Origin of the sequence: Streptomyces sp. NPDC006314, from assembly GCF_040613075.1 — a bacterium.
Taxonomy (GTDB): domain Bacteria; phylum Actinomycetota; class Actinomycetes; order Streptomycetales; family Streptomycetaceae; genus Streptomyces.
The window spans coordinates 257,321-276,230 of sequence record NZ_JBEXRL010000005.1; the positions used below are offsets into that span (position 1 = coordinate 257,321).

General features: G+C 72.0%; 16 protein-coding genes and 2 pseudogenes. 5 read left to right on the forward strand and 13 right to left on the reverse strand.

Annotation, left to right across the window (positions count from 1 at the left end):
• Window positions 1–2 precede the first annotated feature (2 nt).
• From ABZ079_RS11560 to ABZ079_RS11570, 3 genes are all read left to right on the forward strand, one after another.
• A complete protein-coding gene (locus tag ABZ079_RS11560; protein WP_356939216.1) occupies window positions 3–548 on the forward strand; it encodes an arginine repressor in 546 nt (181 codons plus the stop codon).
• Between the two features lie 109 nt (window positions 549–657).
• Entirely contained in the window at window positions 658–1,245 is a 588-nt protein-coding gene (locus ABZ079_RS11565) for a sigma-70 family RNA polymerase sigma factor (RefSeq protein WP_356939217.1), read from the forward strand.
• Window positions 1,235–2,005 carry a hypothetical protein gene (locus tag ABZ079_RS11570; protein WP_356939218.1) on the forward strand — a complete coding sequence of 257 codons (771 nt, stop codon included), beginning with the start codon at window positions 1,235–1,237 and terminating at the stop codon, window positions 2,003–2,005. Before ABZ079_RS11565 ends, ABZ079_RS11570 begins: the two co-directional genes overlap by 11 nt.
• Before the next feature lie 11 nt (window positions 2,006–2,016).
• Here the strand turns inward: ABZ079_RS11570 and ABZ079_RS11575 are convergent, their stop codons facing one another.
• From ABZ079_RS11575 to ABZ079_RS11635, 13 genes and pseudogenes are all read right to left on the reverse strand, one after another.
• Complete coding sequence (locus ABZ079_RS11575; protein WP_356939219.1) at window positions 2,017–2,883, reverse strand: serine/threonine-protein kinase; 867 nt, start codon at window positions 2,881–2,883, stop codon at window positions 2,017–2,019.
• Window positions 2,880–4,694, reverse strand: a complete 1,815-nt coding sequence (locus ABZ079_RS11580; RefSeq protein ID WP_356939220.1) for an ABC transporter ATP-binding protein — start codon at window positions 4,692–4,694, stop codon at window positions 2,880–2,882. The genes ABZ079_RS11575 and ABZ079_RS11580 overlap by 4 nt, the downstream gene beginning before the upstream one ends.
• A gap of 74 nt (window positions 4,695–4,768) precedes the next feature.
• Entirely contained in the window at window positions 4,769–4,933 is a 165-nt protein-coding gene (locus tag ABZ079_RS11585) for a hypothetical protein (protein WP_356939221.1), read from the reverse strand.
• A 94-nt stretch (window positions 4,934–5,027) separates the two neighbouring features.
• Window positions 5,028–5,831: an FAD:protein FMN transferase gene (locus tag ABZ079_RS11590; protein ID WP_356939222.1), complete on the reverse strand. Its 804-nt coding sequence runs from the start codon at window positions 5,829–5,831 to the stop codon at window positions 5,028–5,030.
• Complete coding sequence (locus tag ABZ079_RS11595) at window positions 5,824–6,603, reverse strand: FMN-binding protein (protein ID WP_356939223.1); 780 nt, start codon at window positions 6,601–6,603, stop codon at window positions 5,824–5,826. Before ABZ079_RS11595 ends, ABZ079_RS11590 begins: the two co-directional genes overlap by 8 nt.
• Before the next feature lie 35 nt (window positions 6,604–6,638).
• The gene (locus tag ABZ079_RS11600; RefSeq protein WP_356939224.1) at window positions 6,639–8,021 is read right to left on the reverse strand and encodes a ferredoxin reductase family protein; all 1,383 of its coding nucleotides are present in this window, start codon (window positions 8,019–8,021) and stop codon (window positions 6,639–6,641) included.
• Window positions 8,022–8,080: 59 nt separating this feature from the next.
• Window positions 8,081–8,352: pseudogene (locus tag ABZ079_RS11605) on the reverse strand (FMN-binding protein); the annotation flags it as partial.
• Between the two features lie 130 nt (window positions 8,353–8,482).
• A complete protein-coding gene (locus ABZ079_RS11610) occupies window positions 8,483–9,091 on the reverse strand; it encodes a hypothetical protein (RefSeq protein WP_356939225.1) in 609 nt (202 codons plus the stop codon).
• On the reverse strand, window positions 9,088–9,474 hold the full coding sequence (locus ABZ079_RS11615; protein WP_356939226.1) for a hypothetical protein: 387 nt from the start codon (window positions 9,472–9,474) through the stop codon (window positions 9,088–9,090). The genes ABZ079_RS11610 and ABZ079_RS11615 overlap by 4 nt, the downstream gene beginning before the upstream one ends.
• On the reverse strand, window positions 9,467–14,404 hold the full coding sequence (locus tag ABZ079_RS11620; protein WP_356939227.1) for a caspase family protein: 4,938 nt from the start codon (window positions 14,402–14,404) through the stop codon (window positions 9,467–9,469). Before ABZ079_RS11620 ends, ABZ079_RS11615 begins: the two co-directional genes overlap by 8 nt.
• 105 nt (window positions 14,405–14,509) lie before the next feature.
• Window positions 14,510–15,074: pseudogene (locus ABZ079_RS11625) on the reverse strand (hypothetical protein); the annotation flags it as partial.
• 50 nt (window positions 15,075–15,124) lie between these two features.
• Complete coding sequence (locus ABZ079_RS11630; RefSeq protein ID WP_356939228.1) at window positions 15,125–15,712, reverse strand: pyridoxamine 5'-phosphate oxidase family protein; 588 nt, start codon at window positions 15,710–15,712, stop codon at window positions 15,125–15,127.
• Window positions 15,713–15,833: 121 nt separating this feature from the next.
• Entirely contained in the window at window positions 15,834–15,992 is a 159-nt protein-coding gene (locus tag ABZ079_RS11635) for a hypothetical protein (protein WP_356939419.1), read from the reverse strand.
• Between the two features lie 82 nt (window positions 15,993–16,074).
• On the opposite strand from ABZ079_RS11635, the gene ABZ079_RS11640 reads away from it, so the two are divergent.
• Both ABZ079_RS11640 and argH read left to right on the forward strand, forming a co-directional pair.
• A complete protein-coding gene (locus ABZ079_RS11640; RefSeq protein WP_356939229.1) occupies window positions 16,075–17,268 on the forward strand; it encodes an argininosuccinate synthase in 1,194 nt (397 codons plus the stop codon).
• A 116-nt stretch (window positions 17,269–17,384) separates the two neighbouring features.
• Window positions 17,385–18,812, forward strand: a complete 1,428-nt coding sequence (gene argH, locus ABZ079_RS11645; protein ID WP_356939230.1) for an argininosuccinate lyase — start codon at window positions 17,385–17,387, stop codon at window positions 18,810–18,812.
• Window positions 18,813–18,910 lie beyond the last annotated feature (98 nt).

The window sequence follows — 18,910 nt, forward strand, 5'->3', positions numbered from 1 at the left end:
CGATGAGCCAGGCGCAGGACCACGAGCAGGCGGCGGGCGCCGGGCCCGCCGTGCCGCAGACCCGCACCGCACGGCACCGCCGGATCGTGGACATCCTCAACCGGCAGCCGGTGCGGTCCCAGAGCCAGCTGGCCAAGCTGCTCGCCGACGACGGGCTGAGCGTCACCCAGGCGACGCTCTCCCGGGACCTCGACGAGCTGAACGCGGTGAAGATCCGCAACAACGACGGCGACCTGATCTACGCGGTACCGAGCGAGGGCGGCTTCCGCACCCCGCGCGCTCCGCTGGGCGAGTCGGCGAAGGAGGAGCGGATGCGGCGCCTGTCCCAGGAGCTGCTGATCTCCGCGGAGGCCTCGGCGAACCTGGTGGTCCTGCGCACCCCGCCCGGGGCGGCTCAGTTCCTCGCCTCGGCCATCGACCAAGCCGAGCTGCACGACATCCTCGGCACCATCGCCGGTGACGACACGCTGCTGCTGATCAGCCGGAACCCGACCGGCGGCCAGGCCCTGGCCGACCACCTGCTGCGGCTGGCGCAGAACGGACACTGACCCACATGCGGGGCCCGGCCCGCCGACGGAGAATGGGTATGTGATCTTCCCCGGCGAGCAGGCAGGCGGGCGGGGAATCCGCTGGCGGCCGTCGAACGTATACAGAGGTGTGTCGGGCTTCCGGTTCCCCGTCGGCCGCCTCCCGGACGAGGCTCTGCTGTCCGGGCTGGCGACCGGAGATCCGGAACTCGCGGTGATGTTCGTACGGAGGTTCCAGCACCGGGTCTTCGGTGTGGCCATGGCCGTCACCGGGGACCAGCAGCTCGCCGAGGACGTCGCCCAGCAGACGTTCGAGCGTGCGTGGCGGCACGCGCAGATCTACGACTCGCGCCGCGGCTCGGTGATGACCTGGCTGGCGGCCATCGCGCACAATCTCGCCATCGACGCCGTCCGTGCCCGGCGGACGGAGCCGATGGCACCGGAGGACCTGGACGCCCTCCTCGGAGTCGTCACCGAGACCCCGGAGCAGTGGGCACTGGCCGACGAGGCCTCCTCCCAGCTCCGGGCCGCCCTGGCACGGCTGCCGCGGGAACAGGCCCGGGCCCTGATGATGGCCGGGATCTACGCCATGACGGCCCAGCAGGTCGCCGACGTGGAGCAGATCCCGCTGGGGACCGCCAAGACGCGGATCAGGGCGGCGATGGCGAAACTGCGCACCACACTCGCGTCTCCGAACCGAGGCGACCATGTCGAGTGACCCGAACTGCGAGAAGCTGCGGGAGGCCGGCGCCGAACTGGCGCTGGGCGTGCTGCCCGGCCGCGAGCGGGCCGAGGCGGTCGCCCATCTGGACCGGTGCGCGGACTGCCGGGAGCACGTCCGGCAACTGACCGGGATCGGCGACCGGTTGATCGGCCTGCTGCCGGACCGCGAGCCGCCGCTCGGCTTCGAGACCCGGGTGGCGCGCGGGCTGGCCGAGCGGGTGATGTCCGAGGGGCACCGGTCCGCACGCGCCTCCGGCCGCAGGCACCAGAGCCTGCGCAGCCGCGCCCGCCGGGCCCGGCTGCGGATCGCGGCGACCGGTGCCGCGCTCGCGGTCGCCGTCGGAGTCGCCGGCTGGGCGATCGGTACCGCCGTCGAGGAGGTCACCGCCTCACCGCCGGCCGCCGTCCAGTCCGAGCCCGTCCTGGTCGGTGACATGACCCCGGCCGGGCGCGGCGGGCAGCCCGTCGGCGAGGTCTACGCCCACCCCGGCAGCCCCAGCTGGATCTTCGTGTCCGTCGCCCTCACCGGCCCCGGCAGCCCGTACTCCGGTACGGTCACCTGCCTCCTCGAGCGTACTGACGGCACGACCGTGCGCGTCGGCGACTTCCCCCTGCGCGACGGACACGGTGACTGGGGTGTGGCGGTCCCCGTCGACCTCACCCGGTTCTCCGGCGCCCGCCTGACGTCTCCCGAGGGCGCCGTCCTCGCCACCGCCGACCTGCACGAGGGCCAGGTCCTCACCCGGGATGCGTGACCCGCGCCGGCTCAAGGGCGGCGGCGCGGGACGGGCAGCGTCGCCTCCAGAGCGGCGGCCAGACCGGCGACGGTGGGCCGGGCCGACGGATCGGCCCGCAGGCAGCTGTCGACGGCGGCGGCGAGAGGGGGTGGCAGCCGCCGCCGGGACCCGACCGGCGGTGCACTCCGTTCCGGCTGCGGACACCAGCCGTCCGGGCCACCGGGGCCGGTTCCGCCGGTCGCGGCGCATTCGAACGGCACGTCGCCGCACGCGGCTTCGAACAACGTGATGCCGATGCCCCACACGTCGGCGGCGGGCGTGAGGGTTCCGCCGCGTGCCTGCTCCGGGGCGAGGTAGCAGCACGTGCCCACCCCCGCCGGGGCGGGCCCCGCGGGCCGTGCGACGCTCAGGTCCAGGACCTTCGCATGACCGCAGTCCACCACCACGTTCGACGGCTTGAGGTCCAGGTGCAGCAGGCCTCGGCCGTGCAGGTAGTGGACGGCGGAACACAGCTGCACCCCGAGGAGCGCCACATCCGCCGCGGACGGCCGGTGCCGCAGCCGGTGCAGCAGGTGGGACAGCGTCTCACCGGTCAGCGTCTCCAGGACGACGAGCGGCTCGGGCGAGGTGAAGACGTCGTAGGCGCGGACCAGATGGGGATGGGTGAAGTCCCGCAGCCAGCGGCCCTCCCGCAGCAGCCGCTCGCCCAGCTGCTCTTCGTCCCGCCGGTCGGGGCGCACCACCTTGATCACACACCGGCAGTCCCGCTCCTCGCTCCAGGCGTCGTAGACGTCGAGCCAGCCGGTCCGCGTGAGTCCCGCCAGGATCGCGTAGCCCGGGACCGGTTCTGTGCCCGGGGCCAGGGGCGGGGTGTCCCGTACGGCCGTGCCGCTCATGACAGCACCGCTCCCGCGTTCAGCCGGTGCAGCCGGGCGTAGGTACCGTCGTGCCCGAGCAGGTCGTCGTGGGCGCCGTGCTCGACGACCCGGCCGTGGTCGAGCACCACGATGCGCGTGGCGTCGCGGACGCTCAGCAGGTTGTGGGAGATGACGACGGTCGTGCGCCCGGCCATCAGCCGGCGCAGCGGGTCCATGATCCGCCGGCCCGACCGGACGTCGAGCCCGGCGGTCGGTTCGTCGAGGAGCAGGACGGGCGCGTCCCGGATCATCGCGCGGGCGATCGCCAGGCGCTGGCACTGTCCGCCGGACAGCGTCCGGCCGCGCTGGCCGACCAGCGTGTCGTAGCCCTCCGGGAGCATCTCGATGAACTCGTGCGCGTCCGCCGCGCGCGCCGCCGCGACGATGTCCGCGTCCGTGGCCCCCGGCCGCCCGTAGGCGATGTTGTCCCGCACGGTGCCGTGGAAGACGAGGGTCTCCTGCAGCACCACCGCGACGCTCTCCCGTACGTCGGACAGGCTGAGCTCCCGCAGATCGGTCCCGTCGAGACGGACCGCGCCCCGGTCGGGGTCGTAGAAGCGCAGCTGGAGCTTGGCGACCGTCGACTTGCCCGCCCCGCTGGCCCCGACCAGCGCCAGCGTCTCCCCGGGCGCCACATGGAAGGACACATCCGACAGTGCCCAGGACGAGGCGCCGGGATAGCGGAACCACACCCCGTCGAACTGCACGTCACCCCGCGCGCGGCCGATCCGCCGGGCGTCCGCGGCCTCGGCCACCTGCGGCCGCTGGTCCAGCAACTCGATGATCCGTTCCGCAGAGGCGGAGGCCGCGTAGAAGGTGGTGCCGAGGTGGGACAGGCCGCGGACCGGGCTGTACAGCTTGCCGATCAGTGCGAGGAAGATCAGCAGTCCGCCGAGCGTGAGCTGCCCCTGGGCCAGCTTCCAGGTGCCCAGGCCCATCACCGCGAGGCCGCCGGTCACCTCGATGAGCTCGACGACGGGTCCGTAGACGGCACGGATCCGTGCCGAGACCATCGCCGCCCGGAACCTGCCGAGGTTCTCCCGCTCGAAGCGGCGCTCCTCCCAGCCCTGCCGGTTGTACGCCTGCACCAGGACGACGTTGCCCAGCGACTCCTCGGCGATCGCGCTGAGCGAGCCGCTGCGGCGCCTGCGCTCCCGCGACGCCTCCTTGACCAGCCGCGAGAAGTGCCGGGCGGCACCCCAGAACAGGGGCACGATGACCAGGGCGAGCAGGGTCAGGTCCCAGCGCAGATAGAACAACAGGCCGAGGAAGACACCCAGGCGGATCACGTAGTAGAGGGCGTCGGCGACGCCCGAGAGCAGGAACGTCTCCACCGCGTCGACATCGCCCGTGACCCGCGACAGCACGTCCCCGAGCCGCCTGCGCTCGAAGAAGCCGAGCGACAGCCCCTGGACGTGCCGGAACACATCGGAGCGCAGAGCGAGCAGGAACCGCTCGCCGACCCAGGTGGACGTCACGTCGTCGGCGAAGCCCAGAATGCCGGAGCAGAGGACGAGGCCCAGATAGGCCGGCGCGATCCACAGGAACGGTTGCAGATCCCGGGGGACGAGCACGTCGTCCACGACGATCTTGAACAGCCAGAGTTCCGCGGCGTCGACGGCGGGCGCGGTCAGGCTGAACAGGACGACGGGCACGAGCCAGCGCCGGCCACCGCGGGTGTACGGCCAGAACCGCCGGAACACCTCGCGCGGGGGCACCGGGGGCGCGGCCGCGACGACGGCGTCGGAGGTCTCACCCGTCGAGAGCAGACGCCGCAGGGCATGGGCCATGGCAGATGTTCCCGGGGGAGCGGTGAAGCGGACCGGGTCCTCCGGACTCCGGTCCGCTCAGCCTTCGGGTGCGCTCAGTAGCGGTCGTGGCCGTGCCGGTCGCCGTGGTCATTGCGGTGGCCGCTGCTGTGCCGGTTGCCGTGGTCGTGACGGTGCCCGTGCCGCGTGGTGTCGTGCCGCGACGTGTCCTTGTCGCGGTCCCGGTGCTTCGCGGGCATCAGGCTGCTGAAGATGGCCATGTCGTTCCTCCTGAAACTTGCCTCACACGGGATACGTCTCAGGGCGGAAGTCGGATGGCCTTCCGGGCGAAAAAGATCCGAGAAAACGCCTCTCTCAGCCCAGGCGGGCCGCCAGCCCCCCGGTGCACCGCACCTCGTCGCCCGCGGTGATCAGCAGGCCCTCGACGTCCGGCACGGACTCCAGCCACGCCAGGCCCGCCCGTGACCCCATCGCGAAGGCCGCCGTGGCCCAGCAGTCCACCCAGGTCAGCCGCGGCCCCACCACCGTGACCGCCACCAGGTCCGTCACCGCCGGCCTGCCCGTACGGGGGTCCACGATGTGCGCCCCGCGCTCCGCCGTCCCGGACGTCGCCACGGACAGCTCCGCCACGCCGGCCGCCGAGATCACCGCCGCGAGACCGCCGGTGCGGACCGGATCGGCCACCCCCACCCGCCACGGCCGCTGTGGTTCCGGTGTGCCGAGCATCTGCACGTCCCCGCCCCCGTTGACGCTGACCCCGCGTACCCCGTCGACCTCAGCCAGCAGCCGAGCCGCCCGCTCGGCCGCCCAGCCCTTGACGATGCCGGTGGGATCCACGGAGCCGCGGTAGCGGGTGCTGAACCAGCCGTCGCTCACCCGCTCCGCCTCGTCCGCCAGCTCCAGCACCTCGGCCACCTCGGCAGCACACCGCGCCACGGGCAGTTCGCCCCGGGCCAGCCGTGAGACCTCGCTGTCCTCGCGGTAGGTACTGAACAGCGCGTCCACCCGGTGCAGGCCGGCGACGGCCTCGGCGAGCGCCGCCCGTACGGCACCGGGTTCCCCGCCGCGGACGTCGAAGGAGAAGACGGTCCCCATGACCTCCTCCGCATGACGCACCGCGGCGGGAGCCCCGGCCGGCTCGGCCACCGTCTCAGCCACCGGCCTGGTCCAGCGCCGACTGCAGCGACTGCCGGTAGCCGGTGCTGGTGTAGGTGGCACCGGAGACGGCGTCGATGTCCGCGCTCTGAGCGGCCACGGCCTCCTGGTTGAGTTCGGGGACGGCGAGCTGCGTCTTCTGGTCGCTGAGTCCGCCCTTGGGTGCCTGGACCGCCTCCGCCTTGGTGATTTTCCCGTCGCTGACCGTGATCCGCACCTGGACCGGACCGTACTGGGTCTGCGCGACCTTCCCGGTGACCGTGCGGGCCTCAGCCGAGCCGGAAGCGCCGGCAGAACCCGAGGGTCCCGAGGGGGCCGCCGACTTCATCTTGTCCAACGCCGACTGCAGCGACTTCTTGTACCCGGTGCTCGTGTACGTCGCCCCGGACACCGCGTCGATCTGCGCGCTCTGAGCGGCCACGGCCTCCTGGTTGAGTTCGGGGACGGCCAGTCGTGTCTTCTGGTCGCTGAGTCCGCCCTTGGGTGCCTGCACCGCCTCCGCCTTGGTGATCTTCCCGTTGCTGACCGTCAGCCGTACCTGCACGGCCCCGTACTGGGTCCGCGCCGCGTCTCCGGTCACCGTGCCGGAGCCGGTGGCGGCCTGCGCGCCGCCCCGGGGGGCCTCCCGGCCGGGCGCCGTCTGCTGCGAGGCCGCGCCCGACGCCGACGCGGGGGCCGGGTCGGACGCCGGCTTCAGCGACAGCAGCAGCACGACACCGGACACGGTCGCGGCGGTGGCCAGCACGACCCGCCGAAGGGGGTGGCTCTTCCTCATCTCTCCGTAGCTCCCGATCTCTCCGTGGCTCCCGCTCACATCTCGAAGGACTCGTGGTGGATGCGGCGGGCGGGGACCCCCGCGCCGCGCAGTGCCTCGTACACCGACTGCGCGAACCCGGGTGGGCCGCACATGAAGACGTCGTGGTGGTCGATGTCGGGGATCTTCCGCTGGAGGTTCTCCGCGGAGATGTCCGGCCGCTCACCCTCCGGGCTGTTGACCGCGTACATCAGCCGGGCGCCCCGCTCCTCGGCGATCGCCGCCAGCTCGTCCCACAGGGCCAGGTCCTGGGTGGTGTTGGCCCGGTACAGCAGCGTGATGTCACCGGCCGCTCCGGGCAGCGTCTCGAACAGCGCCCGCATCGGCGTGATGCCGACCCCGCCCGCGACCAGCAGCACCTTGCCCCGGCTGCGACGCTGCGCGGTGAGCGCGCCGTACGGGCCCTCGGCCCACACCTTGGTGCCGGGCGTCAGCTCGCGCAGCCGGGCACTGTGGTCGCCGATCGCCTTCACCGTGATCCGCAGCAGACCGGGCCGGGGTGCCGCCGACAGCGAGTACGGGTGTGAGCTGAAGCGCATACCGGGGGCGAGGAAGCGCCAGCGGAAGAACTGGCCCGCCTCCGCGCCCATCCGGTGCAGCTTCCGCCCGCCGATCAGCACCGACACGATGCCCGGGGCCTCCTCGATGACCGCCTCCACCCGCATCCGGTGCCGGAGATTCAGCCGGATGGGGGTCAGGACCCGGTACCAGATCACCAACGCGGTGACCGTGCCGTAGAGCGCGTACCAGAAGGTCTTGGCGGTGGGCTCGACCGCGAAGTCGTTGCCGGTGGTGATCTGGTGCCAGAACGTCAGGAACACCGCCGCGTAGGTGAGCAGGTGGACGTGGTACCAGGTGTCGTAGGGCATCCGGCGGCGGATCCCGCCGATCGACGTCAGCCCGATGAGCACGAACAGGCCGGTGCCGATGGCGGCCTTGCCCATGTCGGGCAGCTGGCCGACGGAGTCGACGGTCTGCTGGACGATGTCGCCGAGCGTCTTGCCGGCCTGTAGCGCGTAGCCCCACATGGTGAGGAAGACGTGCGCGACGATCAGGCAGAGCGTGTACCGGCCGCTCATCGCGTGCCAGCGGGCCACCCGGTCGGAGCCGACCCGCCGTTCCAGCGCCGGCACGCGCGCCATCTGGAGCACGACCAGCGCCATCAGATAGCCGGCCAGCAGGCCGGTGATCCGGCCCGCGTTCAAGATCCTGCTGTTGTCGTCGGCGATGGACGGGGTGTTGTGCCACCAGAGCCACAGCACGGCCGCCGCGCCCGCCCAGACCGCAAGGAGCAGCGGTACGGCCGGGGAGCGGCGCGGGCGGATGCGGCGCATCGTCTGGCGGCGGGCGGCACGTCCGCCTGCGAGCGTGGTGGTCACGGTTCCTCCGTGGGGACTTGACCCTTGGCCCACAGATACGGCCCCCGTCCGCCGAGTGTTCAGAGGCCAGCCGAGTCCAGGGCGGACTGGAGTGACCGGCGGTAACGGTCACTCGTGTCCGTCGCGCCCGACACGGTGCCGGTCTGCGCGCGCTGCGCCGCCGGCGCCTCGCGGCGCGGCGCATGGCTGTTGATCTCCTGGTCGCGGAGGCTGTCCCGCAGGTGGTCGACGGCCGTCACGTCGGTGAGCCTGCCGTCCTTCGGCGTGACCCGCACCCGAGCCGGTCCCCAGCGGAGTCCCCGGTGACCGTCCCGCTCCCTGAGGCGGAGCCAGGCACCGAACCGCGACGCGGCAGGCGAGTGGAGGCGCGCGGGGGGAGCGTGCGGATGGAGAGCGCGGCGGGGGCCACGACGTTCGGTGCTCGGCTGCCCCGAGCCCCTGCGTGACCCCCGGCGGACGGGTCACTCGCCCCCGGAGTCACAACTCGCGACCGGGGTCACCGACGTGACGGCGTGCGCGGGCAGCACGGCCCGCCGGTCGCCCTCCGCTCGCAGCACCACACCGTCCGGCCCGGAGCCGAGGAACTCCCCGCAGCGCTCGCCGCTGGTCGTCACGACTCGCACCAGATGGTCCGGGGAGTCACCGGTCGTCACCCACGCGACCACCACGGCGACCGCCACCAGCGTCACCCCGGCCACGCAGCACCCGGCCGCGTGCCGCAGCGCTCCGGAGACCCGGTCGACCTCCTGCCGGGTCCAGTCACGCAGCGCCTGTCCGGCCAGGAGCACCCGGGCGCCGGGAACGCCGTGGGCGGCGCGCACGGCAAGGACGGAGCCCAGCAGCAGGAGCAGGAACGCGAGGCCGAGGAGGACCCCCACGGTCTGCCGCGCGGCGGACGGGAGCCGGGTGAGGTCGTCCCGCCCCTTGAGCATGACCAGAATGGCGAGCAGCGCGGTCAGCCCGGTGAGCCCGGTGCGCCATCCCTCGGCCTGCCGTCTCAGCTCGGGGAGCTGAGCGAATTCCAGTTCCCGCGCGAGCTGTGCCCAGCGCCGGTCCGACTGGGCGCTCATCCGTTCCCCTCACCACCGCTCAGTCGCGACAGCCGCCAGCTCGCTCCGCAGCCCACGAACGGAGCGTCGGCCGGCAGCCCGGGGTGCGGATGCCCGCACTCGCAGAAGTGCACCTCCCGCAGCAGGGCGGCGTCCTGCTCCTGCGGGGCCGGAGCCTGACGTACGGCCCTCAGCCGGTCCAGCAGCCCCTTCGTACCGGTGCCGGGCGTCCCGTAGCGGTACTCCGAGACGGTGCCGCCCAGGCAGCGCGGGCAGGTCCCCTCGACCCGGACGCCCTGCGCCTCGCCGGCGGAGCACCGGACGAAGCCCTCCGGGGCCACACCCACGTACGTCTCCGCGTACGACGTGGAGAACACATGCCGCATTCCGCGTGGCTCACTCACCGGAGTCGCACCCCCGCTCGTCGATGACCAGCTCGAACATCGTTGCGTACAGACGGAGCCGGTCCGCGATCCACTCCTCGCTCTCGCCGGTGGCCTGCGCGGCCAGCCGGATGTGCCCGGTGGTCACCCGGCCTTCGAGGGCGGGCAGCAGTCCGTTGCAGCCCTGAGTGAGCAGGGCCAGGTCCTGCCAGAGCGGGATGACCTCCGGTACGGGTGGGAGGACGCTCGGGGCCGGGCACAGGGGGAGGTAGGGGGCGATGCGCGCGACGGTGCGGGGGAGCGGCTCCCCGAGGCGGCCGGCGATGCTCACCAGGTCGAGGGGGCAGTAGGGGGCGTCCCAGGTCGCCGCACGGTGACTGAGGCCGAGCGCGACGAAGTCCCGGGCGTCGGGCATGAGGCCGCGAAGGGCCTCCAGGTCATCGGCGCGGAGTTCCGGCACGAGGGCACCTATCTCGTGCAGCGGCCGCAGGCGCAGATAGGCCGAGGCCGCGTCCATCGCCGTCCTCTGGGCATACCTGGCCAGGGCGAGAGGCGTCAGGCGGATCCACGCCGCCGTGCCGAACTCGCTGTAGCTGCGGCCCGGTTGATCGCTCAGTGCGATTCTCATCGAATCGGAGGGGCGGAAATCGGCAAGGCCGTCGGGGAGTGGCGGCACGCTGAGCCCGAAGCGTTCGGCGTGCCCGGCCGCCAGCCCCCAGACGTCGCTCAGCGTCTCGTTGAGCCGGGCCGCGGCGTGGAAGAGGACGGCGGAGGTCAGTTCCCCGGCCGCGTAGTCCTCGTCCTCGCCGGCGGGTTCCTTGCCCGACAGGATGTAGCGGTCACGCAGGGGAAGCCGGTCCCATTGGAAGAGAAGGGAGATGTCGTCCGGGACGCGGACACCTGAGGCTCGCAGGTCGTCGACGGCTGTCTCGAGGTCGAACTCGTCCGAGTTCGCCATCTGGGCCACGGCCAGATCCTCCAGATCGACCCCCTGTTCGAGCCGGACTCCGTCGCCGTTCAACCGCCGTACCAGGAAGGCCGCGTCGTACGACGGCATATGGCCGGCGGACGCGTCGCCGTCCGCGTACCTGCGCTCATAGCGCAGTCCGAGGTTCTCGGCCAGCGCCGAGAGCTGTTGGTCGGCCTCCCGCAGATCCGCCCCGAGGGTGTCGGCGAAGTCCACGGTGGCCGCCCAGTGCAGCACCCGCGTGCCGTCCGGCGCCTCGGTCGTGAACAGACTCACGACCTCGTGCAGCTCGTCGTCCAGGTCCGTCCAACGGGAGATCTCCTCCTCGGTCGGAGGAGCCCAGCCCAGCCAGGAGAAGTCGGTGAGCCGCCGCAGCACCTCCGTCGCAGGCAGGTCCCCGCTCTCGCACAGCTGAAGCCACTCCAGATGGCCGTCCGGCAGGCGCCAGGTGACGGCCTGCGCGCTCCGGAAACGGATGAAGAGGCTGTCGAGGTCGTCGTCGGTGCACACATGGTGCTCGTGATGCGGAGGTACCTCGGGCAGAGCCGCCGGAAGGAGGGGGGTGAACCGCGTCAGGTGGCGCACGAGGTCGCCCAGGGAGACGGAGAGACGCGCCGAGGCCAGGACCAGACCGCCCCAGTGCTCTGAACCGTCGCCGCCCATCACCAGGCCCGCGCCGCCCTCACTGTCGTGCAAGAGGCGCGCGAGGGCGCGGTCCGCCTCGTCGGGGATCCACTCCAGATCACCTTCACCGATGGGCGGGGGTGCGAAGTCGGGACTCGCGATGCGGAGACCTCGCTGTCGGCGCAGCACCTCCGCAAGGGGCAGTTCGTTCCCCGCCGCGTAGGCGACCACGCGCGACCAGGAACGCAGCAGGGTCGTCGCGATGTAGGCGTCCCCGGGCGCCGGCACCGGATGTCCGACGAGGCTCGAAGGGTGGTCGTCGGTGCGTCGCGGAACGCCCAGGGCGGCGGAGCGCCAAGGAGAGACGGCGTCGAATCCCCGTCTGTTCAAGCCCCTGCCGTGGACGACGTCGCGGTCGAGATGGAACCAGCCCACCCGGTCCAGCTCCACGGTCCGTTCGAGCCACCCCGGCACGAGGACTGCCTTGCCCCGCCACTCCCGGTCCAGCACCCGGGCCAGCGCGGGGTTCGCCTCGTCCAGCTGCGTCAGCCAGTCCATCGAGAGGCGGGACCAGCCGAGCAGTTCCTTCGCTCCCCGCCGCCACAGCGACTCGACCCACTCCATGTCGAAGGCCTGGAGTTCGTTCCGGCTGACACTGAGCTTCCCGGCGTGCGGTCCGGTCAGGTTCACGACGAAGCCGAACGGTTTCTGGTCGGTCACGATGCCGTCGCACAGGATCGCGCCCTGTCCCGGCACCCACCAGAGCGTGTCCGGCACGGCCGCCAGCGATCCGTCCGGGTCCTCGCCCGGCAGGGGCTGCAGCACGCCCGCGTCCCAGACGTGCGCCTGTCCCGTCTCCTCTCGTGCCTCCAGGGCGAACTCGCTCACCCTGACCAGTTCCCGCAGCACCTGCACGCACGACAGGCGGTCGGCCGCCCCTTGCTCACGCAGATACAGCCGCACCCGTGTGCCGCCCTCGGCGAGACCGTCGTCCGAGCCGTCGTGGCGCTGGATACGGAAGAGACTTCCACTGCTCGGGATCTCCACCCGCAGCGCGTGCTCGGCCGGAATGCCCTCGGGGCTGACCTGCCGGGTGACGATCGTCATCTCGTCGGCGAGCATGAAGTAGCTGAACACGCCGATCCCGAAACGGCTGTTGGGGTACAGCCGCAGGGCAGGATCATGACGCAGCCACCGGGACTGCTCCTGGCGAAAGGCCCGGGACCGCTCGAAGCGGCTGCCGGCGCGCGTGAAGGTCTGTTTGAGCTGTTCCGCGCTCATGCCGACGCCGTTGTCCCGGCACTCGACGTAGCGGCCGCGCTCGTCCCGCCCCTGGGTGACCACGATCCGGCCGGACCAGTCGGCGGGCGGGGACGAGATGCGGGTCAGGTACTCCCGGCGCATCGCCCGGTAGCGGCAGGCGTCCATGGCGTTCTGGTACAGCTCCCGAAGCGCCAGTTCCGGGCGCCCGCCGTACAGTTGCTCGCCCATCAGCAGGTCCCGCACCTCGGTCTGCGCGAGGTGGAAGCGCAGCAGGGGAACCTCGTAGGCGGAGTGGCTGCCCACCCGGAGGGGGCGCAGGTCGCGGTCGGTGACGCGGCTGGGCACGGCCGACAGGAGCACCGCCTCCGACTCGCGCGAGTCGCCGGCCAGTTCCTCGGTCTCTGCGGCCAGCCGATCCGCCTCGTCCGCGACGTCCACGAGGGCCGCGTGCATGGCCTGGTGTGCGCACAGCGCGTCCAGGTGCAGGGCGTTGCCGTCCCGGTGCCAGCTCAGGCCGCGCGCCATCGCGACGATCTGCTGCGGCAGTACCGGATCCGTCACGGCCAGGTGCTCGGCCACGATGTCCGGGAGCGTCCGCACGTCCACGGCCAGCAGGCCGGCGAGCCGGAGCAGGGCGGCCAGGGGACGGATCCGTAACGTCTGGTACCCGCCGGGCAGGAGCACCTTGCGGGACGCCCACCCGTGCGACTCGTCGAAGGGCTCGACCATGGCCAGGGCGGATGCCGCCGTGTGCAGCAGCTCCGAGAGTTCGTGCACCCTCTCGTCCGGGACTCCCAGCCGGGCGGCCAGCAGCCCGCCCCCGGTGGCCGGCACGCCCTCGTCGTCGGTCTGGAAGCGGTCGGCGATCCAGCGGTGCACCAGCCACATTGCGATCGCGTTCGCGTCCTCGACGCGGTCACGGGCACGGCAGTGGGCCAGCTTGCGCGCGACGCGCCCGTACTGCTCGACGATCTGCTCGTAGTGGCGGCGATGGGCACTCGCGTGGGTGTGCCGCTCGAGGTCGGCGGGGGAGACCTCCGCCGCCTGGCTGAGCCGCTGAGCCCAGGCCACCTCGTGCAGGAAGGGAGCCGCGGCGAGCAGGGCCACCTCGATCGCCGCGAGCGGTTCGTCACCGGGCAGCAGGAGGGGCAGCCGGTCGCACAGCAGCCGGACGGGGAAACCGTCGTCGACCCAGGGGTCGGGGAAAGGCATACGCTGCTGGGCGAGATGGACGGAGCGTGCGCACTCCTCGACGAAGACGCCCAGGGCGTCCTGGAAGCCGGGCACGCTCGCCGCGTCCTCGGCCGCGACCCGCTGCCACAGCGGCGTGGACCGCGCCGCCTCCAGCCAGGCTTCGAGAAGGGGACGGCCGCCGCAGATCTCGCGCTGCTTGGTCTCCTCCTCGGCATGGGTGCCGTAGCGGATCAGGGGCGTCTGGGACAGCCCGTGGCGGCGGGCCGCCTCCCGGGTCCTGGCCCGCGCGGTGGCGAACACGTCCTGGATGGTGCGGGCCGGCGTCAGCGGCCCGAGCGCGTCCGCGAGGCCCCGGGTGAAGAAGCTGCCCTCGCCCGTGTAGCCGCTGTGCTCGCCGGCCGAGCAGCCGGTCAGGACCGCGAACCCCCCGGTGGGCGGGCCGTTGTCGATGCTGTTGCCGAACGCCTCGCCGTCGCCGGCGGTGTCGGTGCGGCAGGCGTCGATGAGCCACAGCACGGTGCCCGCCGCGCAGTCTCCCAGCAGCGGACTGATGTGGGCGGGCAGCAGCAGATCCGTGTACGGAGCACGCCAGTTGCCGTCGGCCGGGGGAACGGCATCGGCCGGGACGAGGTAGTCGGTGCGGCCGACACGCAGGCCGTGTCCGGTGAAGTAGAGCAGGAGCGTCCCGCCCGCCGGGGTCGCGGCGGCAACCTCGTAGATCTTCGACTTGATCAGGCTCAGACCGGCGTCGGACAGGGTTTCCACCTCGTATCCGGAGGCCTGCAGCGACGTGCTCATCAGCCGTAGGTCCGCCTCGACCGGCTCGTCGAGCGGCTCGAGTGTGTCGGCTACCGCCGGCGCCCGCCCGATGCCGATGAGCAGGGCCCTGCGTGCCTTGTCCATGTCTCTCGTTCCCCTCCCACGCCCAGAGGAACATGATGGCACCGCGCACGGACCGGGAGGGCGGCTCTCGGCAGCGCGTGACCTACGTGTGCCGTCCACCGCCCCGATGGCGACGTGCGGCTGCTTCCCGGCCCGGCCCACTGCCGGATCCGTCGCATCGCATCCTCCGGCACCGACACGCAACCGCCCGTGGCCGCCTGCCGGTTGCCATGCGGGAAGGTGCCGGCGCCGCGTCCCGGTACCGGCCGGTCGCAGGGGAACCCGATGACGAGGCCGTACGCGTACGGCGCCGCGCCGGCCCGGTCCGGGTCCGACGGGCTCGTCGAGGGCGGCTCTCGGGCGCGGCGCGGAAGACGACTCCCACCCGGCTGTACGGCTTCCCTTCGCCTTCGGCGTCGAGGCGGCGCCGGCCGGGACGCAGGCCGAGTACCTCCTGGCGCGGGAGAGTCCGTGCAGGTGCCAGGACAACGAGTCGGAGGCGTACGACCGGTGGGCGTCTCCCCTGCCGGGCGACTGCCGCGCCCACTGCCCCGCAGGTCCACCAGGTGAGCGTTCCCGACGTCGAGGCGTTCACCGGGGCCTGAGCGGTGATCAGCTGGGTGCCTCCGCCCGTGTCCGCCGTGCGCGCGGGCAACGCGGCCTGCTCCGGTCCGCGCGTGAATCCGAGCAGGGTCGGGGAGGAGGCGCAGACGAGGGCGAGGCCGGCACCGGGGCCATGGTTCAGACGGTGGACGGGGGGAGCGGCAACGGCAGCCCGGGGAGTCCGTCCATGCTCGTCGCGATGTACTCCTTCTTGGCGAAGTAGGCGCTCAGCGAGGCGTCGTCCTCGCGCGTGAAGCGCTTTGCGTGCAGGTCGCGATCCTCCTCGTACGCCATGTAAGGAACGGCGTACCCGCAGCTGTCCCGCACCACCTCGGCATGGACGACGATGATGGCGCGCAGCCCGTGCGCGCCCGGGTCGATGTCCGGGAAGCGGGTGAGCAGTTCCCTGAAACGGGGGTCGTCACGGAAGACCGCCTCGCCCCGGCCGTGCACGCGCACGATGTTCGGCGGCCCCTGGAAGGCGCACCACATCAGGGTGATCCGCCCGTTCTCCCTGAGGTGCGCGATGGTCTCGGCGTTGGACCCGGCGAAGTCCAGGTACGCCACGGTGAGTTCGTCCAGTATGACGAACGAGCCCCTGAGCCCCTTGGGGGAGAGGTTGACCGTGCCGTCGGCGGACAGCGGGGCGCTGGCGGTGAAGAAGAGGGGCTGCTCCTCGATGAACGTGCGGAGTCTGCCGTCTATGCGCTCATGGATCTTTCCCATGGCTGACGAGTATCGGCGAGATTCGTTCGCCTGTCTAAGGAATTGCCGAACCGGCGCGGGGCGGGACCGGAGGAGATCGCCGTGCCCGCTTCGGCCGGGGCGGCCACGGCTGCCTGTCAGATCACCGCGCGAGCGTGCAGGCGGCCAGTGAGCCGAGGCCGGTGGGCTTGGCCGAGGTGCGGCCGATGGCGATGGCGATGCGGTCGATGGTGGAGGCGCGCTTGTCCTCGAGGGGGCCGAGGATGGCGTTGTTCTCCTCTGCCGAACTCCCGGATCGCACGCCACTCGAAGTGGCGATTGACGAACCATGCAGAGTTCTGCATACTCATGCATGTCAGCGAATGCACTGTGAGGAGAACCCCGTGACCGAGCGCGTCGTACTCGCCTACTCAGGCGGTCTGGACACCTCCGTCGCCATCGGCTGGATCGCCGAGGAGACGGGCGCCGAGGTCATCGCCGTTGCGGTCGACGTCGGCCAGGGCGGCGAGGACCTGGACGTCATCCGCAAGCGCGCTCTCGCGTGCGGTGCCGTCGAGGCCGAGGTCGCCGACGCCAGGGACGAGTTCGCCGACGAGTACTGCCTTCCGGCGATCAAGGCCAACGCCCTCTACATGGACCGCTACCCGCTGGTCTCCGCCCTCTCCCGGCCGACGATCGTCAAGCACCTCGTCGCCGCCGCCAAGAAGCACGGCGCCACCACGGTCGCCCACGGCTGCACCGGCAAGGGCAACGACCAGGTCCGCTTCGAGGCCGGCATCGTCGCCCTCGCCCCCGACCTGAAGTGCATCGCCCCGGTCCGTGACTACGCGATGACCCGGGACAAGGCGATCGCCTTCTGCGAGGAGAAGCAGCTCCCGATCGCCACCACCAAGAAGTCCCCGTACTCCATCGACCAGAACGTCTTCGGGCGCGCCGTCGAGACGGGCTTCCTGGAGGACATCTGGAACGCCCCGATCGAGGACATCTACGAGTACACCTCCAACCCGGCCACCCCGCGCGAGGCCGACGAGGTGATCATCACCTTCAAGGAGGGTGTCCCGGTCGCCCTCGACGGAAGGCCCGTCACCGTCCTGCAGGCCATCCAGCAGCTCAACGAGCGCGCCGGCGCCCAGGGCATCGGCCGGATCGACATGGTCGAGGACCGCCTCGTCGGCATCAAGTCCCGCGAGGTGTACGAGGCTCCGGGCGCGATCGCCCTGATCACCGCCCACCAGGAGCTGGAGAACGTCACCGTCGAGCGCGAGCTGGCCCGCTACAAGCGGCAGGTCGAGCAGCGCTGGGGCGAACTCGTCTACGACGGCCAGTGGTTCTCCCCGCTCAAGCGCGCCCTCGACGGCTTCATCGACGAGGCGAACCAGCACGTCTCCGGCGACATCCGCATGACCCTGCACGGCGGCCGCGCGGTCGTCACCGGCCGGCGCTCGGAGTCGTCGCTGTACGACTTCAACCTCGCCACCTACGACACCGGCGACACCTTCGACCAGGCGGCGGCCAAGGGCTTCATCGACATCTACAGCCTGTCGTCGAAGATCGCCGCCAAGCGCGACCTGGCGTAAGGCTTCCGGGTCACCTCACACGCATCAGCTGACAGCCGCCTCCTCGCCTGCAAGGGTGGGGAGGCGGTCGCGCAGAGACATCTGCGACGCAAAGACATCTCCGAGGAGCAACGCAAGTGAGCAGCAACAGCGGTGACGTACGGCTCTGGGGCGGCCGCTTCGCCGACGGTCCCGCCGAGGCCCTGGCGAAGCTGTCCGCGTCCGTCCACTTCGACTGGCGGCTCGCGCCCTACGACATCGCCGGTTCGCGTGCCCACGCGCGCGTGCTGCACAAGGCGGGGCTCCTCACCGAGGACGAGCTGCGGCGCATGCTCGCCGGGCTCGACCGGCTCGAGGCGGACGTCGCCGACGGCTCCTTCGTCGGGACCATCGCCGACGAGGACGTCCACACCGCCCTCGAGCGCGGCCTGCTGGAGCGCCTCGGCCCCGACCTGGGCGGCAAGCTCCGCGCGGGCCGGTCCCGCAACGACCAGGTCGCGACCCTCTTCCGGATGTACCTGCGCGACCACGCCCGGATCATCGGCGGCCTGATCGCCGACCTCCAGGACGCGCTGACCGGCCTGGCCGAGGCCCACCCGGACGTGGCGATGCCCGGCCGCACGCACCTCCAGCACGCCCAGCCGGTGCTCTTCGCCCACCATGTCCTCGCACACGTGCAGTCCCTGTCCCGGGACGCGGAGCGGCTGCGCCAGTGGGACGAGCGGACGGCCGTGTCGCCGTACGGCTCCGGTGCCCTCGCGGGCTCCTCCCTCGGCCTGGACCCGGAGGCGGTGGCCGAGGACCTCGGTTTCGAACACGGCAGCGTCGGCAACTCCATCGACGGCACGGCCTCCCGTGACTTCGTCGCCGAGTTCGCCTTCATCACCGCGATGATCGGCGTCAACCTCTCACGGATCGCCGAGGAGATCATCATCTGGAACACGAAGGAGTTCTCCTTCGTGACCCTGCACGACGCGTTCTCCACGGGCTCGTCGATCATGCCGCAGAAGAAGAACCCGGACATCGCCGAGCTGGCCCGCGGCAAGTCGGGCCGTCTGATCGGCAACCTCACCGGTCTCCTCGCGACCCTCAAGGCCCTCCCGCTCGCCTACAACCGCGACCTCCAGGAGGACAAGGAGCCGGTCTTCGACTCCTGCGACCAGCTGGAGGTGCTGCTGCCCGCCTTCACCGGCATGATCGCCACCCTCACCGTCCACCGCGAGCGCATGGAGGAACTGGCCCCGGCCGGCTTCTCGCTCGCGACCGACATCGCCGAGTGGCTGGTCAAGCAGGGCGTGCCGTTCCGCGTGGCGCATGAGGTCGCGGGGGAGTGTGTGAAGGTCGCCGAGGCCGAGGGCAAGGAACTGGACGACCTCACGGACGAGCAGTTCGCGAAGATCTCCGCCCACCTCACCCCTGAGGTCCGCACGGTCCTGAACGTCCCCGGCGCCCTCGCCTCTCGCAACGGCCGCGGCGGCACGGCGCCCAGCGCGGTCGCCGTCCAGCTGGCGGAGGTCAAGGCGGACGTGTCCGCGCAGCGGGCGTGGGCCACCGCCAAGCGGTGACTCGCCCGCCCAGCCGGCCCGGCCTCCTGAGAGGCCGAGCCGATCCTGGGGCTCCGCCCCGGACCGCGCGGGGTTGCGCCCCGGGGCCGGTGGGCTGG

Coding starts and splice junctions, on each gene's coding strand:
- ABZ079_RS11570 (WP_356939218.1), top strand. CDS start 1,235: ATGTCGAGTGACCCGAACTGCGAGAAGCTGCGGGAGGCCGGCGCCGAA.
- ABZ079_RS11620 (WP_356939227.1), bottom strand. CDS start 14,404: ATGGACAAGGCACGCAGGGCCCTGCTCATCGGCATCGGGCGGGCGCCG.
- ABZ079_RS11560 (WP_356939216.1), top strand. CDS start 3: ATGAGCCAGGCGCAGGACCACGAGCAGGCGGCGGGCGCCGGGCCCGCC.
- ABZ079_RS11575 (WP_356939219.1), bottom strand. CDS start 2,883: ATGAGCGGCACGGCCGTACGGGACACCCCGCCCCTGGCCCCGGGCACA.
- ABZ079_RS11585 (WP_356939221.1), bottom strand. CDS start 4,933: ATGGCCATCTTCAGCAGCCTGATGCCCGCGAAGCACCGGGACCGCGAC.
- ABZ079_RS11595 (WP_356939223.1), bottom strand. CDS start 6,603: ATGAGGAAGAGCCACCCCCTTCGGCGGGTCGTGCTGGCCACCGCCGCG.
- ABZ079_RS11630 (WP_356939228.1), bottom strand. CDS start 15,712: ATGGGAAAGATCCATGAGCGCATAGACGGCAGACTCCGCACGTTCATC.
- ABZ079_RS11610 (WP_356939225.1), bottom strand. CDS start 9,091: ATGAGCGCCCAGTCGGACCGGCGCTGGGCACAGCTCGCGCGGGAACTG.
- ABZ079_RS11580 (WP_356939220.1), bottom strand. CDS start 4,694: ATGGCCCATGCCCTGCGGCGTCTGCTCTCGACGGGTGAGACCTCCGAC.